We start from the raw sequence: 23,812 nt of genomic DNA, 5'->3' as shown, positions 1-23,812 counted from the left end.
AACGGGAAACACGGAATGGCGGCCGGTGGCTCCCGGCGAATGGCTGGTGTGAGAATCGGGTCGATGCATGACGCTGCTCCTGGTTTGGTTGCTAATAATATGATCGGTTGGCAGCTGTATTTGGATGGCCAAATAACAACGCCTTTTTTTAAGCTAGCACAGTCCAATGGCTTTTGAAAAGTTTTTTTGCTAGATCATTTTGTTCTATGGGCTGGCAACGGCCGCCGTTTAAGTTCGGTTCAAAGCACGGGATTTTTTGGGGTCGAATGTGACCGTTGGATGACCGCCAGGTTTTTTTTGATTTTTTTTGGGTGCCAAATTGACGGCAGAATGTCTCCTGCCAGGTGGTGGCTATGTCATTGATTAAGCAGCATAAAATCATATTCATTCTGAATGCGTTTGGGGGCCGGCAGGTTGGCACCTCGATCAATAACTTTTCGGCATAAGGGTTGACAAGCCTTTTTTTTTGCGGAAACATACGCCGAAACAGCGCGGTGTTTGTCACCGCTGAATAGTACCAATTTGAACTGAGCAAAGACTGAAAAATCCAAACATGAACTGCATTGCCAACATCATCAACATCAACGTCGTCGTGGTCATTCTCGTGATTATCGGCCCACGTGTGTGGTGAGTTCGGCAAACAATTGGTCAATCCAAAAAAAGCCCTTCTCACCAAGAAGGGCTTTTTTTTTACCTGCGGATTTTCAGTCAGTGTGAAACGGGAAAAAACAACCAGCAAAAAAAGAGTGAAGCCATGTATTACGACGACAACACAGTGACCTACCTCGATGGCCAATGGCCCTTGGCCAAAGCCAGCATGGGCGGTTTGTATCAACAATCCTTCCACTACGGCAATGCGGTGTTTGAGGGGATTCGCGCCTACGCCACCGATCAGGGACCAAAGATCTTGCGCGCCCAAGAACATTATGAACGGCTGTTGTATTCAGCCCAAACCATGCACCTGGAAGTGGGCCTGTCGGTCGCTGAACTGATCGACTTGAGTTATGAATTGCTGGCCAGAAATGGTTTGCAAGATGCCTACATCAGGCCCTTGGTTTACCCCACCGAACGCCTGGGTCTGCAAGCCGAAAGCCGCAGCCATGTGTTCCTGTGTGCCTGGGATTGGAGCCAGTATTTTGCCGCCGGTGAGCTGCGCATGAAAGTGTCGCCTTATTGCCGTCCGGATCCCAACTCGTGCCATGTGGATGCCAAAGTGTCCGGCCATTACGTCAATTCGATCTTGGCCATGAAAGAAGCGCAGGTGGCGGGCTACGATGATGCCTTGTTGCTGGATCAAAAGGGCTTTGTGGCCGAAGCCAGTGGGGCCAACTTCTTCCTGCAACAAGACGGCGTGCTGTACACCCCGCCTGAGGGCAACATCCTGCCTGGCATCACCCGTTCGGTGGTGATGGAATTGGCCGCGGCCAATGGCATTCGGGTGGTGCAAAAACATTTCACCCCGGATGCCATCCGCGGCGCCGAAGGGGCTTTTCTGACCGGTACAGCGGTGGAAGTCCAAGCCATTGGCACGGTCAATGACGAGCCTTTCAGCCGGCCATGGGCGGAAACGCATGGGGCATTGTTGCAACGGCAATTCAAACAGCTGGTGCGCGAAGAGAAAATCAATTTCAAAAAAACCAAGGCGGCCTGATACCAGCATGAAACCCATGAATCCATATTCCCGAGCGGTGACCCAGGATGACTCGCAGCCAGCGGCCAAAGCCATGTTGCACGCCATCGGTTTGAGCGCTGAACAATTGAAGCAACCGTTTGTGGGCATCGCTTCCACCGGTTATGACGGCAACCCCTGCAACATGCACTTGAATGATTTGGCCGGCCACATCAAGCAAGCGGTTAATCAATACCCCATGAACGGATTGATTTTTAACACCATCGGCATTTCTGATGGCATCGCCATGGGCACCAATGGCATGCATTATTCCTTGCCTTCGCGGGATCTGATCGCCGATTCGATGGAAACGGTGGTCGCCGGTATGCATTACGATGCACTGGTGACGGTGGTCGGTTGTGACAAAAACATGCCGGGTGCGATGATGGCCATGCTGCGCCTGAACCGGCCCGCGCTGTTGGTCTATGGCGGTACCATTGCCGCCGGCTGCCATGCCGGACGCAAGCTGGATGTGGTCTCAGCCTTCGAAGCCTGGGGCCAGAAAGTCACCGGTCAAATCGATGAACCCGAATACCAGCAAGTGATCCAAAAAGCCTGTCCCGGGGCCGGTGCCTGCGGTGGCATGTACACCGCCAACACCATGGCTTCGGCCATTGAAGCGATGGGCATGAGCTTGCCGCATTCGTCCTCCAACCCCGCGATCAGCCAAGACAAATTGGACGAAATGAGCCAGGTGGCCCAGGCCATGCAGCGCTTGCTTGAACTGGATTTGAAACCCAGGGACATCGTCACCAAAGCCGCTTTGACCAACGCCTTCAAATTGGTCACGGTGCTGGGTGGATCAACCAATGCGGTGTTGCACTTTTTGGCCATTGCCGATGCCGCCGGCATCGATTTCACTTTGGATGATTTCCAAGCCATTTCTGAACAGACGCCTTATTTGGCTGACCTGAAACCCAGTGGCCGCTATCTGATGGAAGACTTGCATCGGGTGGGCGGGGTACCGGCGGTGCTGCGCTACATGCTGGACCAGGGCTGGTTGGATGGTGACTGCATGACGGTCACCGGTCAAACCCTGGCGACCAACCTCGAAAGGGTCAAGCCACTGGACGCCAGCCAGGATGTGTTGCGCATGCGCCAGCAGCCGATCAAAAGCACCGGCCACATCCAAATCCTCAAGGGCAACCTGGCACCCGAGGGGGCGGTGGCCAAAATCACCGGCAAAGAAGGTGAGTACTTCCATGGTCCGGCGGTGACTTTTGACAGCGAACAGGCCTTGAACCAAGGCATTGCCGCCGGCCGGGTCAAAGCCGGAGATGTGGTGGTGATCCGTTATGTCGGACCCAAAGGTGGCCCGGGCATGCCAGAAATGCTGAAGCCCACGGCGGCGATCATCGGTGCCGGTTTGGGTGACTCGGTGGCTTTGATCACCGATGGCCGGTTTTCTGGTGGCACCCACGGTTTTGTGGTGGGGCACGTGACCCCTGAAGCCCAGGTGGGTGGTCAGCTGGCCTTGGTGGCTGATGGTGATTTGATCACCATTGATGCCCAAAACAAGCAATTGACTTTGCACGTCGAAGCGCATGAACTGGCCCAACGACGGGCCGCTTGGCAGGCACCCAAATCGGCCCACCAGCGCGGTGCCTTGGGCAAGTATGCCCGGGTGGTGTCCTCTGCTTCGACCGGCTGTTTGACCGATTTGCCGCCAGCCGAGGGCAGCGACGCCGGAGAGTCAGCGGCCACAGCCAAGCCAGACAAACGCATTGAATTGAATTTGATTGCTGAAGATGTGGCGGCCAATTTCAGCCAACAGCCATTGGCCAGCAAAGGAGCCCCGTCATGAAATCCGTGGGCTTGAGCGCCGATCACACAGCGGTCGATGTTGCTCAGCCGGTCAGTAACAGCCAACAAGTGACCGGATCGGAAGCCATCATCATGAGTTTATTGGCCGAAGGGGTGCGGCGGGTGTTCGGCTATCCGGGTGGCGCCATCATGCCCACCTACGATGCCATGATGGATCATGAGGACCGGCTGCAGCACGTGTTGATGCGCCATGAACAAGGCGCGGTGCATGCGGCCCAAGGCCATGCCCGGGCCACCGGCGAAGTGGGTGTTTGCATCGCCACATCGGGTCCTGGGGCCACCAACCTGATCACCGGCATCGCCGATGCCTATCTGGATTCGACCCCGTTGGTGTGCATCACCGGGCAGGTGTTTGCCCACCTGTTGGGCAGCGATGCCTTTCAGGAAATCGACATCCTGGACATTTCCATGCCGGTGACCAAGTGGAATTACAAAGTGACCGAAGCGGGGGAGATTCCCACCGCCCTGGCCAAGGCTTTTTACCTGGCCCGCAGCGGCCGACCGGGACCGGTGTTGATCGACATCACCAAGAATGCCCAGGTCGATACCTTGGATTTTGTTTACCAAAGCTGTGACCAGGTCAGCAGTTATGAGCCCAATCCGACCCCCAGTCAGCAGGCCCTGCTCCAAGCGGCCAGTTTGATCAATGCCGCCAAACGGCCCTTGGTGTTGTTTGGACAAGGGGTGATCTTGGGTCGAGCAGAAGCCGAATTCAAAGCTTTCGCTGAGCGCATTGGCGCACCTTTGGCGGCCACCGTCCTCGGGCTGTCGGCTTTGCCCACTGACCACCCCCAGTATGTCGGCATGTTGGGCATGCATGGCAACTACGCGCCGAACACCCTGACCAACGAATGCGATGTGCTGATCGCCATTGGCATGCGTTTTGATGATCGGGTGACCAGCAATCTGGCGCATTACGCCAAACAAGCCCAAGTGGTGCATTTCGAGATTGATCCCAGTGAAATCAACAAGAATGTGCGGGCCGATGTGGCGGTGTTGGGTGATGTGAAACAAACCTTGGCGGCGGTGATGAAACGCTTGGATCACCGGCGCCATGACCGGTGGTTGCAGCGCTTTGCCGCCCTGCACCGCACCGAACAGCGGTTGATCATTGATGCCGATTTGCAGCCGGCCACCGCCGCCATCAACATGGCCGAAGTGATCCAATGCCTCAACCAACAAGACCCCGATGCCATCATCGTTACCGACGTTGGCCAACACCAAATGGTGGCCTGTCGCTACCGCCAATTCACACACAGCCGCGGCCTCATCACTTCCGGTGGTTTAGGCACCATGGGCTTTTGTTTGCCGGCGGCCATTGGCGCCCAGTTTGCCTGTCCGGAACAGACCGTGGTGGGCATCGTCGGTGATGGTGGGGTGCAAATGACCATCCAAGAGCTTGGGGTGATGATGCAACACCAATTGCCGGTCAAAGTGATCATCCTCAACAACCAATTTTTGGGCATGGTCCGGCAGTGGCAGGAACTGTATTTTGACCGCCGATATGCCGCCACCGAGCTGCACAATCCCGATTTTGGCATCCTGGCCGATGGTTATGGCATCGCCAATCAATGCGTCAGCGAGCGCCAAGCATTACCCGGCGCCATCCAAACCATGCTGCAGCACCCCGGTGCTTATGTGCTGGAGGTCCGCGTGGCACAACAAGACAACGTATTTCCGATCATCACCCCGGGGGCCTCGGTGGCCGACATGTGCCTTGGGGTCGAAGCAGCCGTCGAAGCAGACGCCGAGCAATCCACCAACGAAGGAGTCAAAGACCATGACCACAATCCATGACTTTGCGATTTATTCCAGCAACCAAACCGGCATCCTCAACCGCATCACTGCGGTGTTTTCCCGGATCAACCTCAACATCGATGCCTTGTCGGTGTGTGAATCGGCTGAGCCGGGTGTGTTCAGACACAGCGTGCAAGTCCGCTGCGACCACCCCACCGCGAACCGTTTGGCGCAACAACTGGGGCGGCAAATAGAAGTGATTCGCGCCGAGTTTCGCACTGCTGCAGATTCGATCCAGCAAGAGGTGGCGCTGTACAAGATTGCCTCCTCATCAATGCTGGAACAGGCCGTGACCGAACAGGTGATTCACCGCCACCATGCCCGGGTGCTGAGCATGAACAGCGATTACACGGTGATTGAAAAAACCGGCAGTCGGGCCGAAAGCCAAGCCTTGTACGAGGACCTGGCGGTGGTGGGTGTGATGGAGTTCGTGCGTTCTGGCCCCGTCAGCATCGGCAAACCCAACGCCACACAGGGCCACCCAGCGCTGGCCACCACAGCCGACATGTCATTTCACAAACAACACGCCACCTGTGAGGTCGAGCAATGACCCACTTGGCACAATTAAATCAACACTACAGGAGAACCACATGGCTCAATTGAATTTTGGCGGCACTTGGGAAGAAGTCGTGACCCGCGACGAATACCCTTTGACCCAAGCCCAATCCTTTTTACATAACAAAACCATTGCGGTGCTCGGCTATGGGGTGCAAGGGCCCGGTCAGGCTTTGAACCTGCGTGACAACGGCTTTCAAGTCATCGTCGGTCAACGCCAAGGTTCGGCCTCCTGGGACAAGGCCCTGGCTGATGGCTGGGTGGAAGGTGAGAACTTGTTCGACCTGGCCAGCGCCACCCAGCGGGCGGATGTGGTCATGTACCTGCTGTCCGATGCTGGCCAAATCGCCGCCTGGCCCACCGTCAAAGCGAACCTTAATGCCGGAGACACCTTGTATTTTTCCCACGGCTTTGGGGTCACCTTCAATGAACAAACCGGCATCGTGCCACCGGCCGATGTCGATGTGGTGTTGGTGGCGCCCAAGGGTTCAGGCCGCTCTTTGCGCACCTTGTTTCAGCAAGGCAAAGGCTTGAATTCCAGCTACGCCATCTTCCAGGACGTCACCGGCCAGGCCCGTGAAACCGCCAAAGCCCTGGGCATCGGCGTCGGTTCGGGGTATTTGTTTGAAACCGATTTCAAAAAAGAGGTGTACTCGGACCTCACCGGCGAACGGGGCATCTTGATGGGGGCCATCGCCGGTTTGTTCGAGGCCCAATACAACGTGCTGCGCAAACACGGCCATTCACCCTCGGAGGCTTTCAATGAAACGGTCGAGGAGCTGACCCAAAGTTTGATGCCCTTGGTGGCGGACAACGGCATGGATTGGATGTATGCCAACACCTCCACCACCGCCCAACGCGGAGCCTTGGATTGGCGCCACAAGTTTCGCGAAGCCAACACCCCGTTGTTTGAAGAACTGTATGACAGCGTGGCCAGTGGTGAAGAGGCCCGGGTGGTGATCGCCGCCAACCAAAAAGTGGATTACCGGGAAAAGCTCAACCAGGAATTGGCAGAACTGCGTGAATCCGAGTTGTGGCAAACCGGGCAACAGGTCCGCAAACTGCGTCCAGAAAACGCCTGAGGTTTGTCGATGAGTGCCACCGCCCAACACTTTGCCACGCCGTTGGCCATTGACGTGGCCGCGGCCCAGCGACGCCTCAAGGGGGTGGTCAACCAAACCCCCTTGTTGCCCAATGTGACTTACAGTGAGCTGCTGCAAGCCGAGGTGTGGCTCAAGCGCGAGGACCTGCAGACGGTTCGCTCGTATAAAATCCGCGGCGCCCACAACAAAATGGCGGCACTGTTGGAACAGCAGCCCGGGCTGCAACACGTGGTCTGCGCCAGCGCCGGCAACCACGCCCAAGGGGTGGCGCACAGTTGCCAGCGTTTGGGCATCAAAGCATCGATCTACATGCCGGTCACCACCCCACAACAAAAGATCGAACAGGTCAAAATGTTCGGCGGCGGACAGGTCGAGTTGGTGCTGGTGGGCGACACTTTTGACCAAGCCCAACAAGAGGCCCTGGCCTGCAGTGAACAGCATGGCCACCCGTTCATTCACCCGTTTGATGATCCCGACATCATCGCCGGACAGGCCACCATTGCGCAGGAGATTTTGGCCCAAACGACGGCCCCCATTGATTACCTGTTGGTGCCAATTGGTGGCGGGGGCTTGGCCTCCGGTTTGCTCACGGTGTTCAAGCAACAGTCGCCGCAGACCCGCGTCATTGGGGTGGAACCAGCCGGTGCGGCGTCAATGACCGCCGCATTGCAATGCGGGCATACCACGCGACTGGCGCACATTGATCGATTTGTTGATGGCGCGGCGGTGCAAGAAGTGGGGCAATTGACCTTCCAGTTGTGTCGCGATGGTTTGGATGAGGTGATTCAAGTGCCCGATGGCTTGATCTGCCAAACCATATTGAACCTATATAATAAGGACGCCATTGTGGTGGAACCGGCGGGTGCCTTGGCCTTGGCTGGCCTACACAGCCTGGGACCAAAACTGCTAGGCAAACGGGTGGTTTGCCTGCTCAGTGGCAGCAACAACGACATCACCCGCATCGAAGAAATCCGCGAGCGTGCCTTGCTGTGGGGTGGGCAGAAACATTATTTTCTGGTGCGCTTTCCGCAACGCGCTGGGGCACTGAAGGAATTTGTTGCCGAGGTGTTGGGTCCGGCCGATGACATCACCTATTTCCAATACCAAAAGAAACACAACCGCGAACACGGTCCGGCGGTGGTCGGCATTGAACTGCAAAACCGCGCCGATTTCGACCCCTTGTTACAGCGCATGAAAGCCGGCGGCTTCTTCAACGACTACCTCAACGACCAACCCGAATTGTTTTCGATGTTGTTGTGAATAAAAAAACAACCGAAAACTTGATTTCGTCATCCACGGGTTTGTCTGACATGGATGTCAGTCCTAACATCGAGACGGGATCTGAGATCGTGACCCGGGGATCCATACAGAAAAGCTCAATATATCAATGAATTCCCGCAACCAAATACTGTCGTTAGAAGTTAAAAATTTGATTCATTGATTTTGTTGAATGTGGCGACACCTGATTCTCCAATACAATCAACTTCTACCTCATCTCCATCAGCAAATTTAACTTCGTAACTGGGGGCATTATCTACATAGGCCCAACCCAGCTTTTGACCACATTTGTTGAGGCTGCGGTTACATCCAACGTCGATGACATGGCTTCCTCGCCTTAAATAAACAATAGGGGTCGCTTCAAATTTTGGTTGTTGTAAAGATTGGACGATCAATCCTGTTGACTGAATGCGCCAAAAATCCACGGCTGATTCACCAGAATCACAAAGAGCTGCTTTGAGTGAAGCGGCATTCTTCATGGTTGGAGTTTGGCTGATTCTTGCTGCACATGAACTTAACAAGAAAAAGAATATTAAAATAAGAAATACCTTCATTAACAAAACAAATGAATCATGAGTTTGATAAAAGCATTATCTCACTTGCTGGTTATTCTTTGTTGCCTATTTTTGTTCATGTCCTATTGGGTCATCAAATTGACCGTCTTTTCGTCGCATGAAATGACCATTCAGTCTGACCGTGCTTGAACCAAATTGAGTCATGTTTTATAACCACAGATGTTCACTTCTCACAATTCGCATGTGCGCATGAAATGGTTGCTTGTTCCAGCTGTCTTGTTGATCAACTCGGCATTTGCCCAAGTTGAAACTGATTACACTCAATACAAGTTGTTAGCCGATGATGGGGCTGGTAAAGATTTTTTTGGTTTCGATGTGGCCATCGATGGCAACACGGCATTGGTTGGTGCGTTCAAAGCGGATCATCCATCTGGGGCTGCAGATGTCGGAGCGGCTTATGTTTATGCCCGAACCCAACAAGGATGGCAACCACAAGCCAAGCTGATGACCGCTGATGGTTTGGCCGGTGATTCTTTTGGGGGCCGGGTGGCTTTGTCTGGTCATGTGGCGGCCATAGGGGCCATTGGCCACGGTGCGGTGGGACCAGATGCCGGTGCGGTGTATGTGTTCAACCGTGCCGGTTCCAGCTGGAAGCAACAAGCCAAACTATTGGCCACTGATGGTGCAGCCGGGGATGCTTTTGGTCAAAGCCTGGCCATTGCTGGTGACACCTTGGTTATTGGTGCACCCCATGATGACGTGCATGGCGAAAGTTCTGGATCTGTTTATCTGTTCAATCGAGTGGCTGGCAGCTGGCAACAACACATGAAATTAACTGCTCCTGATGGCGCGGCTGGGGATGTCTTCGGCATCAGCTTGGATCTGGATGGTGACACGCTGTTGATTGGCGCCGATTTGCATGATGCACAAGCCATGGATGCCGGAGCGGCCTATGTTTTTGTGCGTGATGTTGACACATGGCGGTTGCAGGACAAGCTCATGGCTGATGATGGTGGTCAAACAGACCTGTTCGGGGTGCGGGTGGCCTTGTCTGGCGACACGGCCTTGATCTCCGCGCGCCGCGATGACGATGAACGCATGGGCGTGGATGCCGGTTCCGCTTATGTCTTTGTGCGCCAAGGCGACCAATGGCAGCAACAAGCCAAACTCACGGCGCCTGACGGTGCCGCCGATGATCGCTTTGGGCAGGCGGTGGCCATCGAAGGAGACCAAGCCGTGATCAGCGCCATGCATCAGGACGACCTGGGAGCCAATTCGGGTGCTGTCTATGTCTATGTCCATCAGCAGGGTGTTTGGCAATTTCAATCCAAGCACACAGCCAGTGATGGCGCGGCCGGTGATTTGTTTGGTTGGGCGGTGTCGATGTCTGGCCAAGGCTGGTTGGTCGGCGCCACCCGGCATGACCAAGCAGGCCAAGAGTCGGGTGCTGCATACTTGTTTGAAACAGTCACCCAATGACCAACCCCATGCCACCTGCGCCGGTGGCTTCGGCGTGCCCAAATTTGAACCCAGTCACAAAAACCCCTCGCGATCAGTTCAGTTTGGGTTAAATGCGGCCTGATACCATGAGCGGCACATTAATTATAACCATTTGGGAGAACACACATGCTGGGAATCATCATTGCACTGTTCGGTGGCGTCGCCGCTGCCGCCTCATTGATCGTCAACTTCAAACCAGACAGCAAAAACCTGATCGACAAGCTGACGCCGTACCAAGGCATCATTGGGTTGGTCTTGCTCGGTTGGGGGGTATACAGCTTGATCCAACTGATTCGGGTTTTGCTGCACGGCTATTTTGATCTGATGTCAGTGCTGACGGTGGCGCTGATGTTGGTGGTGGGATTTTTGTTGAGTTTTGGCTTGTTGAGCCAATTTGTTTTTTCAAAGTCGCCAGCGGCTTTGGAAAAAGGCGAAGCCCTGCGCGCCAAACTGTCTGGCTTTCAAGGTATATTGGGCCTGGTGTTGATCGGCCTGAGCATTTGGGCTTTGATCCGCATCCTTTGATGTGAAAGACCATCGATTCATTTAATCACAATTACTTTTCGGAGAGAACACATGAAAAATTCAATCAAACTGATCGCTTTAATGGCCACTGTGCCGGTGATGCCTGCCTGGTCCATGAGTGCTGAAGATTTGAAAGAGCAGGCCTTGAAAGCCTGTGAAACGTCCATGGAGCAAGTGCCTGAGGCACACCGCAAACTGGCCCTGGAGACGTGTCAATGCACCGTCAAGAAAACCGATTATGCGGCGGTTCTGGCCGGCAAGACCGAGCAGGTCCAGGCCGACGCCATCAAAAATGCACAAGCATGTGCCGAAGAAGCCGGCGTGATGTAAAACAGACCGGTATCGATAAACAGGAATTCAATCAGGAACCAACTGCAGAGGCCAAGGATGGCCTCAATACCCATCCCCTCAATCCATTCATTTAAGAATATGTCATTCCTGCTCAGGCAGGAATCCCCATGCGGCGCTGAATTGCCAAGATTCCCGATCGGGGTCGAGAATGACGGCTGGGGGCAGGGCACGTCATTCCTGCGCAGGCAGGAATCCGCATGTGGCGCTGAATTGCCAAGATTCCTGATCGGGGTCGGGAATGACGGTTGGGGGCAGGGCACGTCATACCTGCGCAGGCAGGAATCCCCATGTGGCGCTGAATTGCCAAGATTCCCGATCGGGGTCAGGAATGACGGCTGGGGGCAGGGCACGTCATACCTGCGCAGGCAGGAATCCACATGTGGCGCTGAATTGCCAAGATTCCCGATCGGGGTCGAGAATGACGGCTGGGGGCAGGGCACGTCATTCCTGCGCAGGCAGGAAACCCCATGCGGCGCTGAATTGCCAAGATTCCCGATCGGGGTCGGGAATGACGGCTGGTGGCAGGGCACGTCATTCCTGCGCAGGCAGGAATCCGCATGTGGCGCTGATCAGATTTGATTTCGTGCTCCTGCACTCAACCCTACGGGTCGCTTCGCGTGGTTGAAATGCTGTCCATGCATTTCAATCCGATCGGGGTCGAGAATGACGGCTGGGGACAGGGCACGTCATTCCTGCGCAGGCAGGAATCCGCATGTGGCGCTGAATTGCCAAGATTCCCGATCGGGGTCGAGAATGACGGCTGGGGGCAGGGCACGTCATTCCTGCGCAGGCAGGAATCCCCATGCGGCGCTGAATTGCCAAGATTCCCGATTGGGGTCGGGAATGACGATGAATACTTTTTGCGTTCATGTCACGAAAATCAGTCACCCAACTTATGACGTCATGATCCGGCTTGACCGGATCATCCAGGCAGCACTTAATGTGTTTTTCAAAGATTCTCGAGCTGGGGAGACATCACACACCTGGATTGATTTCGTGCCCCTGCACTCAACCCTTCTTGGCCGATATTGCTCCATGCTTGCTCGGCACACCCACATCCCTGTAGGCGCTGCTTCGCGTGGTTGAAAAGCAGTCCATGCATTTCAATCTGCGGTCCAGCCGCAGGATGACGTCAAAAAATTGAATGTGTTTTTAAGTCAGGGTGTATTGAGTGGCTATGATCACACGAGAATCGATGAATGTTTCAGGGCTGTATATGGCCAATTTCCCATCTTCAGAGACAACCAGAAACGAGTGATCTAACGACTCGGCATAATCACCCAAGTCGTTGATTGATTCACCGAAAGTCTGTGGTGGCTGAAAGAGATGGCCTTTTAATGGTTACAGGCCATCGGGCAAAGAGTGGATTATTTTGGCAGGGTCCCAACACCCCTCAAGATCATGGTAAATGGCTTGTAAAAATTTGGCCTGGGATTTGGGTTTTTGCGCAAATCCGATCAGGCGATGTTTTTTTAACTAAAGTTTGCGACAGGAAATGAATCAAAGCTTCGGTTGCATTCATGATGCTTCGCCTTCAATACTCCCCAGTCATCTTGGCCAGGATTTTGCGGGCTTCTTTGAGTTGCTTCATCAGCAGGGGGATTTTTTTGCGGTCACCGCCGAAGGACGCGGCCGACAATTCCAGTTCCATGTTGTAAATGGTTTGCTGCAGCATCTTGATGTTGGGGTCTTCAGACAAGGCCATGGGTCGCTAATATTGGGTGCCGGTTGCAATCAAGTGCGCTATGGTACCGCAATTGGCCCGAAAAATCCGCAACTATGTGTGCCGATTCGGCGGCCCTGGCCGCACCATGAGCATGCGGCGCTGCCAGGGCTGCGATTAGGCCGTTATTTTTTCATCGCATCCAAGCGTTGTTTCATGCGCTCAGGTGGCAAGTAGCCAGGGATCAAGGTGCCATCGGCGAACACCACCGAAGGGGTGCCGACCTGGTGAACCCCGGCGCCGATACCGAGGTTGAATTGTGATTCGATGGGGTTGGGGCACATCAACACCGGCAGCTCTTGACCGCTTTTGGCGGCAGTCATGGCCGCTTGTTGGTCATCGGCACACCACACATTCACCGCTTTTTGGTGTGAAGGTGAGTGCAAGCCACCGCGGGGGAAAAACAAATAGGACACCCCGATGCCCAGTTCATTGTACGCCGCCACTTCCGAGTGCAGCTTGCGGCAATAGCCACAATCAATGTCCGTAAACACGGTGATGTGATCGGTCATTTCCTGGGGCAAAAAGTCGATGCTGCTGTGGTCTTTTTTGAACGAATCCATCAATTCTTTGCGCAGGCTGCGTTGGGTCATTTCGGTCAGGTTTTGTTTGCTCTTCAGGTGCATCATTTGACCGTCCAACAGGTGTTCGCCATCGGCGGTGAGGTAGATCACTTGTTGGTTGGGTCCGGACTGAATCACCACTTCTTTGAGGCCATCAACCGCGCTGTCCTCGATGCTTTTGATGGTCATGTTTTGTTGGGTTAATTGTTGAATCAGTGGTTGGTACTGTGGCAGTGTACGCCAATTTTCGGGTGCCTCTGATGGGGCGGCTTGGCCGTTGAATGACCAGGACAGGCTGATGACAGCCAGCCAGCCAAAGCGGGTCTTGTGTTGCATGATGTGCTCCTCTTTTGCGGTTGTTTTATCAATGCCAGCTGGGTGCTGGGGTTGTCATTTCTGACCGCAGCTTTGGGGTGGGGTTCCATTCGATTGTGCGGAACCTGGCCCAGGGCTGTGGGCAGGCGGTTGTAAAAACGCAGACTTTGGGGGAAAATGACTGGTTTTTGTCGCCCATATATAAGGAGAAGACTTTGACCACCACCGAAACCCCCAATCCGTCACCGCAGCAAAATCCCGAACAATCCAGTGGCTGGTTTGCCCGTTTCTTGGCCACCGTGGAATGGTTGGGTAATTTATTGCCGCATCCGATCACCTTGTTTGCCCTGTTCTGTGTGTTCATTGTGCTGTTCAGTGGCTTCGCCGAATGGATCGGTATGAGCGTGCCCGACCCCCGACCCGAGGGCTCATCGAAACGTGAGTTGGATGGTCTGATCGAGGTCAATTCCCTGATGTCGGCCGAGGGTTTGCGCTGGATTGTGCAGAACCTGGTGACCAACTTCACCGGCTTCACGCCACTGGGCACGGTGTTGGTGGCCTTGCTTGGGGTGTCAGTGGCTGAACACTCTGGCATGCTGTCGGCCTTGATGCGGTCCTTGGTGATCGGTGCTTCCAAGCGCATGGTGACGGTGATGATTGTGTTCGCCGGGGTGGTGTCCAACACCGCTTCCGAGTTGGGTTATGTGGTGTTGATTCCGATGGCGGCCCTGATCTTTCATTCCCTTGGCCGGCACCCGTTGGCCGGTCTGGCCGCAGCTTTTGCCGGAGTTTCGGCGGGTTACAGCGCCAATCTGTTGATCGGCACTGTGGACCCTTTGTTGTCAGGCATCACCCAAGAGGCGGCACAAATGCTCGATCCAACTTATTTGGTCGGGGCCGAAGTCAACTGGTATTTCATGATGGCCAGTACCTTTTTGATCGTCCTCATGGGCGCTTTTGTGACCGAAAAAATCGTGGAGCCTCGATTGGGGCCTTACAACCCCAAAGAAGCCAGCATTGAACTGGGGCAGCAAACGGTGGATGAAGTCACCGCGGCCGAGAAGAAAGGCCTGCGCATGGCCGGACTGACCTTTTTGATCATCTGTGGTATCCTGGCGCTGACGGTGGTGCCAGAATGGGGCGTGTTGCGCCACCCAGAGACCGGTGCGGTGAAGAATTCACCGTTCCTCAAAGGCATCGTGGTGTACATCTTCATCACCTTTGCCATCCCCGGTTTTGTTTACGGTAAATTCGCTGGCACCATGAAAAATGACCGCGACGTGATCGATGCCATGAGCAAAGGCATGAGCAGCATGGGCATGTACATCGTGCTGGTGTTTTTTGCATCGCAGTTTGTGGCCTTCTTCAAGTGGACCAACCTGGGCACGGTGATGGCGGTCAAAGGGGCGGCCATGCTGCAAATGCTGGGCCTGGATGGGCCGATGATTTTTGTCTTCTTCATCATGGTCTGTGGCATGGTGAACCTGTCCTTAGGCAGTGCTTCGGCCCAGTGGGCGGTGACGGCCCCGATCTTTGTGCCGATGCTGATGTTGATTGGTTATGCCCCTGAAACCATCCAGGCGGCGTACCGGATTGGTGATTCGGTGACCAATGTCATCACCCCGATGATGAGTTATTTTGGCTTGATCTTGGCGGTGGCAACTCAATACAAGAAGAACCTGGGTATCGGTACATTGATCGCTACGATGCTGCCTTACAGCATGATCTTTTTTGTCGGCTGGACCCTGTTGTTCTATTTGTGGGTGTTCGTTATGGGCTTCCCGGTCGGCCCCGGCGCGGCGACTTATTACAACCCCTGATTGCGGAGCTTTACGAACGGCGGCGGGTGATGCGCAAACCCACGGTTTGGGCATCCTCGACCGCCTGCGGTTTGCGCAAGGTCAATTGCACTTGGTCGATGGGGTAATGGGCCAACAGGCGTTGGCAAATGTGTTCGGCCAGGGTCTCAATCAATTCACAACGGCTGTGGCTGACCCACGTTTGGATGTCGGCACACACGGCAAAATAGTCCAGCGCATCGGCGATGTCATCACTGGCAGCCGCGCGGGCACAATCGGTGTTCAAGTCCAAGTCGAAATACAGCGGTTGGGGGTGGCGTTTTTCCCAATCATGAATGCCGATGACGGCATCGGCGCGCAATTGTCTGATGAGGATTTGATCAGCCATCTTCGGCGGTTGGAGTACGAACGGGGTGATTCAGTTCACGATTCTGGGCAGGCCACTGACCAGCAACCAACGCTTGTTTTCGTCATCGTATTCCCACACCTGTCGATCGATCACCACTTTCTCGCGTTTGGTGTGGAGGTTGTAAAACTTGATCTGGACGTCTTGGATGATTTGGTTCTCGGTCTCACCCGGCAAGATGGGTGAGGACACATAAGAACTCACGCCGAATTGTTTCAGGCGTTCGATGTCGGTATTGGAAGGTTTGTTGGCCGGTTCCATGTCTGGACTGAAGAAGGTCATGGCGGTGTTGAAATCGGCCCAGCGCATCACTTTGGCGTATTGATAGAGGGTGTGGTCCAAGGATTGTTTCTTGCTCATGCGGCCGCCACAAGCGGTCAACAGCACGCCAATTAAAATGATGATGGTGATCTTTTTCATGCGGTTTTCCCAACGGGTTGCGATCCAAGTGGTCATGAGTATGACACAACAAACATTAAAAAAGAATTAATTTTTCAGGCGAGGTCTCATTGCTTGAGGATCACATAACGTCCCTGCATTTGGCTGCAGGGGACGCCGGCTTGATTCAATGATTGGATGTGAACATTGATTTTTTGTGGCCGATTTTTGGTTTGTAATTGTTGACACAATGCGGTCCAGTCGATGGGTTTTTCCAAGCGGGCCTGCAGTCGCAGGTCATCGCTTTGGGCTAGTTGCCAATCGATTTGCGTGCGGTGAATCACCACGTCGTTATGCAGCCCTTGTTGTTCCAGGTTGAACTTGATCAGGGACCAACCACAAATGGTCATCAAGGCGGCGCTTGAGCCCCCGAACACCGTGCCCTTGTCGTTGATGTTGGGCGTCAATGGGGCGCTGGCCGACAACGATTCGGCATTGATGTTTTGCAGCCGCCATTGCATGTGCGGCACCAGCGGTATGTGTTGATCAATGAAGGCTTGAAACGTGCGCAATGCGCCGGTTGGCTGGTCCATGGTGGGTGTGGGGCAATAAAGGTTGGTTTTATTTGACCGGGTTTCTCAGTTTCGATGGCAACAGGATGTCAAACAATCCACCCATGCGAGATTCTTTTTTGGCCGACTTGTTGGTGACTTCACTGTCCTCTTCGGGCGTGGGCTCTTCTTCTTCGGTCGGGGTTTGGGGGCTGGTTTTGGCCGCATCGATGGCCGCTATTTCCTGGCGGCTTTGTTGCAACCGCAAACGCGCTTCGGCCAAGGTCAATGAGCCAGGCTTGTGATCTTCTTCTTCAATCACCGGGGCCTTGAATTTGGGTTTCAGCAAATCAGCTTGGCAGGACACATCACCGGCTTTGGCCATGCCAAATGCCAACAACAGAAGGGTGATGAAGAGGCCCACTTTCATATAAAATCCAAAATGACTGCTTAAACAGTTTGAATTTTTCTATAAAATGCTTGATAAATCAACCAAAACGACGAGAAATTGATGCAAAACCTGAAATTAGTTTGCACATGAATACACAAAACCACCCCAAATCCACGCCTTGGTTGTCAGATTTTTCTGATCCCGTGCGCATTTTCACCGTCATTGTGGTGGCCGAAATGATGGTGTTGGTGTATTCACTGAGCTTCCTCAGTTTTGATTTTTCCTACCTCAATCGATTGGCGGTGTTGAGTTTGTTGGCGCAGTTGATCGCCATCAGTGTGATCCTGCTGTTGACCCTGATGCGGCCGTTTTTCAATCGCCTGCCGGTGTTGCTCGGCTTGATGCTGTTGTTGTTGCTGACGGTGTTGTTGGCGGCCACATACACGGTGCTGTTGGGGTGGATTGATCAGGCTTTGATGTTTGACCTGATCTCTGACAACCGATTGACGGCCTTGAAAATCAGTGTCGCCACGGGCATGACCTTGCTGGCCTTGTTGCGGTATTTCTTTGTGCAAGACCAATGGAGTCGCCAAATCGAAGCCTTGGCCCAGGCGCAAATGAATGCCTTACAAGCCCGCATCAAGCCCCATTTTTTGTACAATTCACTCAATTCAATCGCATCTTTGATTCCGTTGGATCAGGCAGCGGCTGAACAAGCGGTGTTGAATTTGTCGGGCCTGTTTCGCAAAGCCTTCACCCACACCGAACAAAGCCAAACCCCTTTGCATCAGGAACTGGAATGGATCAACCAGTATTTGGCCATCGAAAAGTTGCGGCTGATGGATCGTTTAGACCACCGCCTGACGGTGGATGAGGGCTTGGAATATGAGATGGTGCCGTTGTTGTCAATCCAGCCCTTGGTGGAGAACGCCGTGATTCATGGCATTGCCCACCTGACCGAGGGGGGCACCATAGACATCCAGGTCAGGCGCACCGAGCAGGGGTTCAAGGTTCAGGTCACCAACCCCTATCGCCCGGGATCTGTCCAATCGGGCTCCCAAACCGGTTTGGACAACATCCGCCAACGGTTGGCCTTGACCTATGGCAACCAAGTGAACATGCAAGTGGACGCCGGTGAGCTGTTCACTGCCAGCTGGGAAGTGAACACATGAAAATATTGATCGTTGATGATGAACCATTGGCCCGCATGCGCTTGAAGTCGATGTTGAAACAACTGGCGTTTGAACAAGTGCTGGAGGCCAACCATGGGGCCGAAGGGGTGGCCATGGTCAGCAAGCACCTGCCCGATTTGGTGTTCTTGGACATTGAAATGCCCGAAATGAGTGGCACCAAAGCCGCCGCTTTGATCAAACAACAGCACCCCAGCATCCCCATCATTTTTTCCACCGCCCACGATGAATTTGCTTTGCAAGCTTTTGATTTGTCGGCCGTCGATTACTTGATGAAGCCTTTGTCTTTGGAGCGGCTGAAACAGGCCATGGAAAAAGTGGGATTGGATTGCAGTCATGATAAAATACGGGTCAAGCGTGGCAATGACGTGATTATGGTCAGTGTCAATGACATCGTTTGTTTGATGGCCGAAGATAAATACGTCACGGCCCACTTGAGCGATCAAACGCTGTTGCTGGATCAGAGCCTGGCGGAAATCGAAAACAGCCACCCGGTGTTTTTGCGGGTGCACCGCAATGCTTTGATCAACACCCAATACCTCAAAGGCATCCACCTCAGTCCCGGCCAATCACCCCAGGCCATGCTGGAAAATGTCACCATCCAGCCGGTGATCAGCAGGCGGCAATTGCCCGCGGTGAAAAAATTATTGAAGGAATTATGAACAAAACCATCACCATCGCCACCCGGGAGTCAGCCTTGGCCCTGTGGCAGAGCCGCTTTGTGGCCGAACTCATAGAAACCCAGACCGACCATGTGACCCAGTTGTTGCCGATGACCACCGAAGGGGACCAGCGCTTGGAAGTGTCGTTGAATAAAATTGGCGGCAAGGGTTTGTTTTTGAAAGAGTTGGAACAAGCCATGCTGGCAGGACAAGCCGACATCGCGGTGCATTCAATGAAGGACGTGCCGGCCGATTTGCCGTCAGAGTTTCAGATTTGTGCGGTGTTTGAGCGGGCCGATGAAAGCGACGCCTGGGTGTCCAACCAATTCCCTCAACTGGCCGACCTGCCAGCCGGGGCGGTGGTGGGCACATCCAGCCTCCGGCGCCAAGCCCAGTTGCTCTCACTGCGACCCGATTTAAAGGTGGAGCCCTTGCGTGGCAACGTCAACACCCGCCTGCAAAAGCTGGATGATGGGCACTACGATGCCATCATTTTGGCGTCTGCTGGTTTGTTGCGTTTGGGCTTTGATGAACGCATCAAAAGTCGCCTGACCGCACCCCAGTGGTTGCCGGCTGTGGCCCAAGGTGCGGTGGGTGTGGAATGCCGTGCTGACCGCCCAGACCTGGCCGCATTGTTGGCGCCGCTGAGTGATCAACGCACTTGGCAATGTGTGCGTGCAGAGCGGGCCTTGAATCAACGCCTGGGTGGTTCTTGTTCAGTGGCCATCGGCGCGTTGGCCATGCAATTGGCCGATGATTCGCTGGTGCTGCGGGCTGGCGTGTTCGCCCCCGATGGCAGCCGCCACATCACCGCCCGCCAACAAGGCTACGACCCGGAAAAACTGGGTGCTGTGGTGGCCGAAGATTTGCAGGCCCAAGGCGCGGCCGCGATCCTGGCCATGGCTGGTTGATCAATGACCACCGTCATCATCACCCGGCCCCAGCCGGTGGTCGCCCAAGCCGCCGCCGTGTACCAAGCCGCCGGCCTGCAAGCGGTGCAGGCCCCGTGCTTCGACGTGGTGACCAACCCATCTGTGCGGGCCGAGTGGTTGCGCTTGCCGGCCGATGTGTGGGTGATCCTCAGTGTGCATGCCATGACCCATGCCCTGCAACTGGCACCCGACTGGCAACCACCTGCAGCCACACGGGTCATCGCAGTGGGGCCGGCGGTGGTCCAGGCTTGGCAACAACGGTTCTCTCACCCCATTGACTGCCACCCAGCGATGAACTCTGAAGGGGTGATCGAATTGTTGCAAGCGGCTCAACCGCAGTCGGTGAAAATCCTCACCACTTTGGGTGGCCGGGAAGCCATTCGCCAACATTGCATGGCCGATGCCATCAGCTACCACCAAGTCAACACCTATTTATTGGCTCCATTGCCGGTGGAGGCAGCGCTCAGGCCTGCCTTTGATGACCCCTCAAATGCCCCGGTGCTGACCGCCACCAGTGTGGGTATTTTGCAGCAGTTGCAGGCGAGTCTGTCCGAATCCTTGTGGGCGATGGTGTTGACTTGGCCGTTGGTGGTGGGTTCCAAACGCATCGCTCAGGCGGCCGAACAGATGGGATTCAGTGTCATCAAGCAGGCTGCCAGTCCGCGTGATGCCCACATGTGTCAGGCGGTGTTGGCTGCCAAAGAGTCTCTAAATCGCATTGCTGTTTGTGATGAATGCCAAAGTGAATTTTATGAACAATCATCCAAGATGACTCTGTTATGCCCTGAATGTGCGCATTGGCTGTATGGTCATGAAAATTGTGATCACAATTTCGCCAAAGGAAGATGCAAAAAGTGTTATTGGGATGGGTCAGAAACAGATCAAATTTCTTCTATAAAAAAAGGTTAAGACGATTTCATTGAGCTTATGCCAGTTGGTCTGGTTTAGGAATTAATCTCAATTCCAATCACAGCAATCATCAGCGTTTTTTAAATTGGATTTCAGGGTTAAGCCCGAGGATGACGAAGGAATTTTGATTGGAATGTTGGGTTTAGGGTTCAGAACACGAAATCGGCGGGTGTGGCGCGTTGCCAGCTGGCGTGGGTGATGATGTATTGGTCGTCAATTTTGTTGAAAGTGACCACGAATTTGGCCATGTCGCCACGAAAGGACGGCAGTTCATCCAAACTGATGTCGGTGCCGGCCATGGCCGCCACCACTTCCACTTCGGCTTGTTGATCACCGTCATTCTGCCAGTCGATGCGTTTGACCATTTGATGCACGTGCACGGTTTTGTTTTTCATTAAGCGAATGCGCAAAAAGCGTTCGGCGTCTTTTTTGTTCCAGCCGCGTTCGGACACTTTGAAATCATCACTGACCTGGCTGAAAAATTCATCCACGCCTTTTTTTTCAATCGCCGCCTCCAGGTTTTGTAGGGTGGTCATCAATTGGGTTTTTTTGTCCATGGGTGGCTCACCGGAACAAGCGGCCAACAGCAGCAACAGGGGGGTGAACAAAGTGATGGATCGGATCAATGACATGGGTGGGGTGCTCAAAAAACAGATTCTCAAAAGTCACCAGTCATTGTATCATTGTTCTTGAGGGTTCAAGGTGGTTGGGCAGAAATTTGTCAGCACAAGCGCTTTGTCGGGGTCGATTACTTGCCAACTGCATGTTGGGTGCCGCCAGCGCGGTGCCTGAACATCTGGAATGGCACAACCAAATAGAGGAGCGTATCATGAAACAACGAATCTTGTTGGACTTGGCTTTGGCTTGCACCAGTGCCACTGGCTGGGCCCAAATGGAGCCGCAGAGTGAGGCTGACAGCAAAATCCAAACGGCGAACCCAAGCCTGGCAGCCGCCACCGAAGAACCCGCTGAATTACCCACCATCAAGGTGCCTGAACAGCCATCGGCACCAGAAACCTTGGCCCAATTGACCCAACCAGCGCCGGATGCCACCAGTGTCAAAGTGATTGTGCAAAAAAAGCAGACCATTGAGGAATACCGCCAGCGCGGTGAGTTGGTGCTGGTCAAAGTGATCCCCAATGACGGGGTGCCGTATTACATCGATCCATTGGAGCGTGACAAAGAAAACGCTTCTGGCAAGGACCTGCTCAATTCCGGGGTCAAGCCGGTGCGCTGGGTGTTGAAGGAGTTTTGATACCATGACGGTCAGACAGCAATTCATGGTGGCCGTGGTGGTGGTTCCAGCCCTGGTGGGCTGGTGGGCCTGGCATTGGCCACCGGCTTGGTGGGCCTTTGTGGTGATCGGACCCTTGGCCGCCTTGGGCTTGTATGACATGCTGCAACGCAAACGCTCGATTTTGCGCTTGTATCCGGTGTTGGGTCATTTTCGCTACACTTTGGAGTCATTTCGGGTGGAAATCCAACAATATTTCATTGAGTCTGATTTGAACGGCACCCCGGTGCCACGAGAATTCAGGTCGCTGGTTTACCAACGGGCCAAAGGGGAAAAGGACACCCGCCCGTTTGGCACCATCATGGACGTCAACCAAGACGGTTATGAATGGATCAACCACACGGTGGCACCGGTGCATGTCGAACGGTCAGATTTGCAGGTGACTTTCGGCGGTCCGGCCTGTGAACAACCCCATGTGGGTTCGCCATTGAACATTTCCGCCATGAGTTATGGTTCCTTGAGCAAGAACGCCATCGAGGCCTTGAACCTGGGGGCCAAGCGGGATGGATTTGCACACAACACCGGGGAAGGGGGCATCAGTCCCTATCACATCAAACACGGCGGTGATTTGATTTTTCAATTTGGCACGGGTTATTTCGGCTGCCGCAATGCCCAAGGGGGCTTTGATCCCCAGTTGTTCCAACAAAAAGCCGCTTTGGACCAGGTCAAGATGATTGAAATCAAACTGTCCCAAGGTGCCAAACCCGGTCATGGGGGGATTTTGCCGGCGGTGAAACTGACCGCTGAAATTGCCGAGATTCGACACGTACCGATGGGCCAGGACGTGCTCTCGCCGGCGCACCACACCGCCTTTGATTCGCCCACCGGCTTGTTGCAATTCGTGCAACAGCTGCGGGAGTTGTCTGGCGGTAAACCAATCGGTTTTAAACTCTGTATCGGTCGCCGCAGTGAATTCTTGGCCATTTGTAAGGCCATGTTGACCACCGGCATCCAGCCGGACTTCATCACCATCGACGGCAGTGAAGGCGGCACCGGCGCCGCGCCCATCGAATTCACCAATTCGGTCGGCACCCCATTGAAAGACGCTTTGATCATCGTCAACAATGCCTTGATTGGCACCGGTTTGCGCGATGACATCAAAATCATCGCCGCCGGCAAAATCATTTCGGCCTTCCATTTGATCAAGGCCCTGGCGTTGGGCGCCGATGCGGTCAATTCAGCCCGGGGCATGATGTTTGCTTTGGGTTGCATCCAGTCACGGGCTTGTAACACCGACCACTGTCCCACCGGCATCGCCACCCAGGATCCAGCGCGGGTGGTGGCTTTGGATGTGGAGAACAAAGCCAATCGGGTGGCCCGCTACCACCAACAAATGATGAAAAATCTGGCCGAATTGTTGGGTGCCGCCGGGCTGAAATCCTTGTCGCAGCTGACCCCGGCGCACATCATGCACCGCTATCAGGGCACGGTGGTGAAGTCTTATGAACAAATGTTTCCCACCCTGGCACCAGGGGTGTTGCTGAATGATGAGACGCGCCCGACCGCCTGGGCAGCCGACTGGCAAGCCGCGGATGCCACACATTGGTGAGGTGCAATTCTCTGAAGGATCAGCTATCATGAT

Annotated in this window: 26 protein-coding genes; 17 read left to right on the top strand and 9 right to left on the bottom strand. The window is 54.3% G+C overall.

The window, feature by feature from the left end; translation table 11 throughout:
* Nucleotides 1-148: 148 nt before the first annotated feature.
* A complete protein-coding gene (locus K7G70_RS04150) occupies nucleotides 149-739 on the bottom strand; it encodes a hypothetical protein (RefSeq protein ID WP_223787337.1) in 591 nt (196 codons plus the stop codon).
* A gap of 15 nt (nucleotides 740-754) precedes the next feature.
* Between K7G70_RS04150 and ilvE the strand changes: the two genes are divergently transcribed.
* From ilvE to ilvA, 6 genes are read left to right on the top strand one after another with little or no spacing between them, the layout of a single operon-like run.
* Complete coding sequence (ilvE, locus tag K7G70_RS04145) at nucleotides 755-1,651, top strand: branched-chain-amino-acid transaminase (RefSeq protein WP_223787336.1); 897 nt, start codon at nucleotides 755-757, stop codon at nucleotides 1,649-1,651.
* A gap of 16 nt (nucleotides 1,652-1,667) precedes the next feature.
* The gene (gene ilvD / locus K7G70_RS04140) at nucleotides 1,668-3,473 is read left to right on the top strand and encodes a dihydroxy-acid dehydratase (RefSeq protein WP_223787335.1); all 1,806 of its coding nucleotides are present in this window, start codon (nucleotides 1,668-1,670) and stop codon (nucleotides 3,471-3,473) included.
* Nucleotides 3,470-5,290 carry a biosynthetic-type acetolactate synthase large subunit gene (gene ilvB, locus K7G70_RS04135; RefSeq protein ID WP_223787334.1) on the top strand — a complete coding sequence of 607 codons (1,821 nt, stop codon included), beginning with the start codon at nucleotides 3,470-3,472 and terminating at the stop codon, nucleotides 5,288-5,290. The genes ilvD and ilvB overlap by 4 nt, the downstream gene beginning before the upstream one ends.
* Entirely contained in the window at nucleotides 5,274-5,840 is a 567-nt protein-coding gene (gene ilvN / locus K7G70_RS04130; protein ID WP_223787333.1) for an acetolactate synthase small subunit, read from the top strand. Before ilvB ends, ilvN begins: the two co-directional genes overlap by 17 nt.
* A 40-nt stretch (nucleotides 5,841-5,880) precedes the next feature.
* Nucleotides 5,881-6,927: a ketol-acid reductoisomerase gene (gene ilvC, locus K7G70_RS04125; protein WP_223787332.1), complete on the top strand. Its 1,047-nt coding sequence runs from the start codon at nucleotides 5,881-5,883 to the stop codon at nucleotides 6,925-6,927.
* A gap of 9 nt (nucleotides 6,928-6,936) precedes the next feature.
* A complete protein-coding gene (ilvA, locus tag K7G70_RS04120) occupies nucleotides 6,937-8,208 on the top strand; it encodes a threonine ammonia-lyase IlvA (RefSeq protein WP_223787331.1) in 1,272 nt (423 codons plus the stop codon).
* A gap of 161 nt (nucleotides 8,209-8,369) precedes the next feature.
* On the opposite strand, the gene K7G70_RS04115 is transcribed toward ilvA, so the two are convergent.
* Nucleotides 8,370-8,705: a hypothetical protein gene (locus K7G70_RS04115; protein WP_223787330.1), complete on the bottom strand. Its 336-nt coding sequence runs from the start codon at nucleotides 8,703-8,705 to the stop codon at nucleotides 8,370-8,372.
* A gap of 285 nt (nucleotides 8,706-8,990) precedes the next feature.
* Here K7G70_RS04115 and K7G70_RS04110 point away from each other — a divergent pair, with 285 nt between their 5' ends.
* From K7G70_RS04110 to K7G70_RS04095, 4 genes are all read left to right on the top strand, one after another.
* On the top strand, nucleotides 8,991-10,220 hold the full coding sequence (locus K7G70_RS04110) for an FG-GAP repeat protein (RefSeq protein WP_223787329.1): 1,230 nt from the start codon (nucleotides 8,991-8,993) through the stop codon (nucleotides 10,218-10,220).
* Between the two features lie 147 nt (nucleotides 10,221-10,367).
* Nucleotides 10,368-10,766: a hypothetical protein gene (locus tag K7G70_RS04105; RefSeq protein ID WP_223787328.1), complete on the top strand. Its 399-nt coding sequence runs from the start codon at nucleotides 10,368-10,370 to the stop codon at nucleotides 10,764-10,766.
* Nucleotides 10,767-10,817: 51 nt separating this feature from the next.
* Nucleotides 10,818-11,096 carry a hypothetical protein gene (locus K7G70_RS04100; protein ID WP_223787327.1) on the top strand — a complete coding sequence of 93 codons (279 nt, stop codon included), beginning with the start codon at nucleotides 10,818-10,820 and terminating at the stop codon, nucleotides 11,094-11,096.
* A 656-nt stretch (nucleotides 11,097-11,752) separates the two neighbouring features.
* Nucleotides 11,753-12,016 carry a hypothetical protein gene (locus tag K7G70_RS04095; protein WP_223787326.1) on the top strand — a complete coding sequence of 88 codons (264 nt, stop codon included), beginning with the start codon at nucleotides 11,753-11,755 and terminating at the stop codon, nucleotides 12,014-12,016.
* Between the two features lie 635 nt (nucleotides 12,017-12,651).
* Here K7G70_RS04095 and K7G70_RS04090 read toward each other — a convergent pair.
* Together K7G70_RS04090 and K7G70_RS04085 are read right to left on the bottom strand one after the other, a co-directional pair.
* The gene (locus K7G70_RS04090; RefSeq protein ID WP_223787325.1) at nucleotides 12,652-12,822 is read right to left on the bottom strand and encodes a hypothetical protein; all 171 of its coding nucleotides are present in this window, start codon (nucleotides 12,820-12,822) and stop codon (nucleotides 12,652-12,654) included.
* Between the two features lie 143 nt (nucleotides 12,823-12,965).
* Nucleotides 12,966-13,739, bottom strand: coding sequence for a thioredoxin fold domain-containing protein (locus K7G70_RS04085; RefSeq protein ID WP_223787324.1), 774 nt, complete (start codon nucleotides 13,737-13,739; stop codon nucleotides 12,966-12,968).
* Between the two features lie 194 nt (nucleotides 13,740-13,933).
* On the opposite strand from K7G70_RS04085, the gene K7G70_RS04080 reads away from it, so the two are divergent.
* Nucleotides 13,934-15,538 (top strand): AbgT family transporter, encoded by a 1,605-nt coding sequence (locus K7G70_RS04080; protein WP_305067285.1) that lies wholly within the window; start codon nucleotides 13,934-13,936, stop codon nucleotides 15,536-15,538.
* Between the two features lie 10 nt (nucleotides 15,539-15,548).
* Here the strand turns inward: K7G70_RS04080 and folB are convergent, their stop codons facing one another.
* The 4 genes from folB to K7G70_RS04060 are packed head-to-tail and all read right to left on the bottom strand — an operon-like array spanning nucleotide 15,549 to nucleotide 17,282.
* Nucleotides 15,549-15,905 (bottom strand): dihydroneopterin aldolase, encoded by a 357-nt coding sequence (folB, locus tag K7G70_RS04075; protein WP_223787323.1) that lies wholly within the window; start codon nucleotides 15,903-15,905, stop codon nucleotides 15,549-15,551.
* A gap of 30 nt (nucleotides 15,906-15,935) precedes the next feature.
* A complete protein-coding gene (locus K7G70_RS04070) occupies nucleotides 15,936-16,379 on the bottom strand; it encodes a hypothetical protein (RefSeq protein WP_223787322.1) in 444 nt (147 codons plus the stop codon).
* Nucleotides 16,380-16,429: 50 nt separating this feature from the next.
* Nucleotides 16,430-16,894 carry a YiiD C-terminal domain-containing protein gene (locus tag K7G70_RS04065; protein WP_223787321.1) on the bottom strand — a complete coding sequence of 155 codons (465 nt, stop codon included), beginning with the start codon at nucleotides 16,892-16,894 and terminating at the stop codon, nucleotides 16,430-16,432.
* Between the two features lie 28 nt (nucleotides 16,895-16,922).
* The gene (locus K7G70_RS04060) at nucleotides 16,923-17,282 is read right to left on the bottom strand and encodes a hypothetical protein (RefSeq protein ID WP_223787320.1); all 360 of its coding nucleotides are present in this window, start codon (nucleotides 17,280-17,282) and stop codon (nucleotides 16,923-16,925) included.
* A 107-nt stretch (nucleotides 17,283-17,389) separates the two neighbouring features.
* Between K7G70_RS04060 and K7G70_RS04055 the strand changes: the two genes are divergently transcribed.
* From K7G70_RS04055 to K7G70_RS04040, 4 genes are read left to right on the top strand one after another with little or no spacing between them, the layout of a single operon-like run.
* The gene (locus K7G70_RS04055; protein ID WP_223787319.1) at nucleotides 17,390-18,415 is read left to right on the top strand and encodes a sensor histidine kinase; all 1,026 of its coding nucleotides are present in this window, start codon (nucleotides 17,390-17,392) and stop codon (nucleotides 18,413-18,415) included.
* Entirely contained in the window at nucleotides 18,412-19,095 is a 684-nt protein-coding gene (locus K7G70_RS04050) for a LytR/AlgR family response regulator transcription factor (protein WP_223787318.1), read from the top strand. The genes K7G70_RS04055 and K7G70_RS04050 overlap by 4 nt, the downstream gene beginning before the upstream one ends.
* Entirely contained in the window at nucleotides 19,092-20,006 is a 915-nt protein-coding gene (gene hemC, locus K7G70_RS04045; protein ID WP_255589851.1) for a hydroxymethylbilane synthase, read from the top strand. The genes K7G70_RS04050 and hemC overlap by 4 nt, the downstream gene beginning before the upstream one ends.
* Nucleotides 20,007-20,009: 3 nt before the next feature.
* Nucleotides 20,010-20,936: a uroporphyrinogen-III synthase gene (locus tag K7G70_RS04040; protein ID WP_223787317.1), complete on the top strand. Its 927-nt coding sequence runs from the start codon at nucleotides 20,010-20,012 to the stop codon at nucleotides 20,934-20,936.
* A gap of 149 nt (nucleotides 20,937-21,085) precedes the next feature.
* On the opposite strand, the gene K7G70_RS04035 is transcribed toward K7G70_RS04040, so the two are convergent.
* On the bottom strand, nucleotides 21,086-21,583 hold the full coding sequence (locus tag K7G70_RS04035) for a hypothetical protein (protein WP_223787316.1): 498 nt from the start codon (nucleotides 21,581-21,583) through the stop codon (nucleotides 21,086-21,088).
* Between the two features lie 182 nt (nucleotides 21,584-21,765).
* Between K7G70_RS04035 and K7G70_RS04030 the strand changes: the two genes are divergently transcribed.
* Both K7G70_RS04030 and K7G70_RS04025 read left to right on the top strand, forming a co-directional pair.
* Nucleotides 21,766-22,191 carry a DUF2782 domain-containing protein gene (locus K7G70_RS04030; RefSeq protein ID WP_223787315.1) on the top strand — a complete coding sequence of 142 codons (426 nt, stop codon included), beginning with the start codon at nucleotides 21,766-21,768 and terminating at the stop codon, nucleotides 22,189-22,191.
* 4 nt (nucleotides 22,192-22,195) lie between these two features.
* Nucleotides 22,196-23,779 carry an FMN-binding glutamate synthase family protein gene (locus K7G70_RS04025; RefSeq protein ID WP_223787314.1) on the top strand — a complete coding sequence of 528 codons (1,584 nt, stop codon included), beginning with the start codon at nucleotides 22,196-22,198 and terminating at the stop codon, nucleotides 23,777-23,779.
* Nucleotides 23,780-23,812: the final 33 nt, after the last annotated feature.

The sequence above is a fragment of the Marinicella meishanensis genome (assembly GCF_019931145.1).
Taxonomy (GTDB): Bacteria; Pseudomonadota; Gammaproteobacteria; order Xanthomonadales; family Marinicellaceae; genus Marinicella; species Marinicella meishanensis.
Note: the sequence above shows the minus strand (reverse complement) of the source record. Positions and strands in the feature narration are given on the sequence as shown.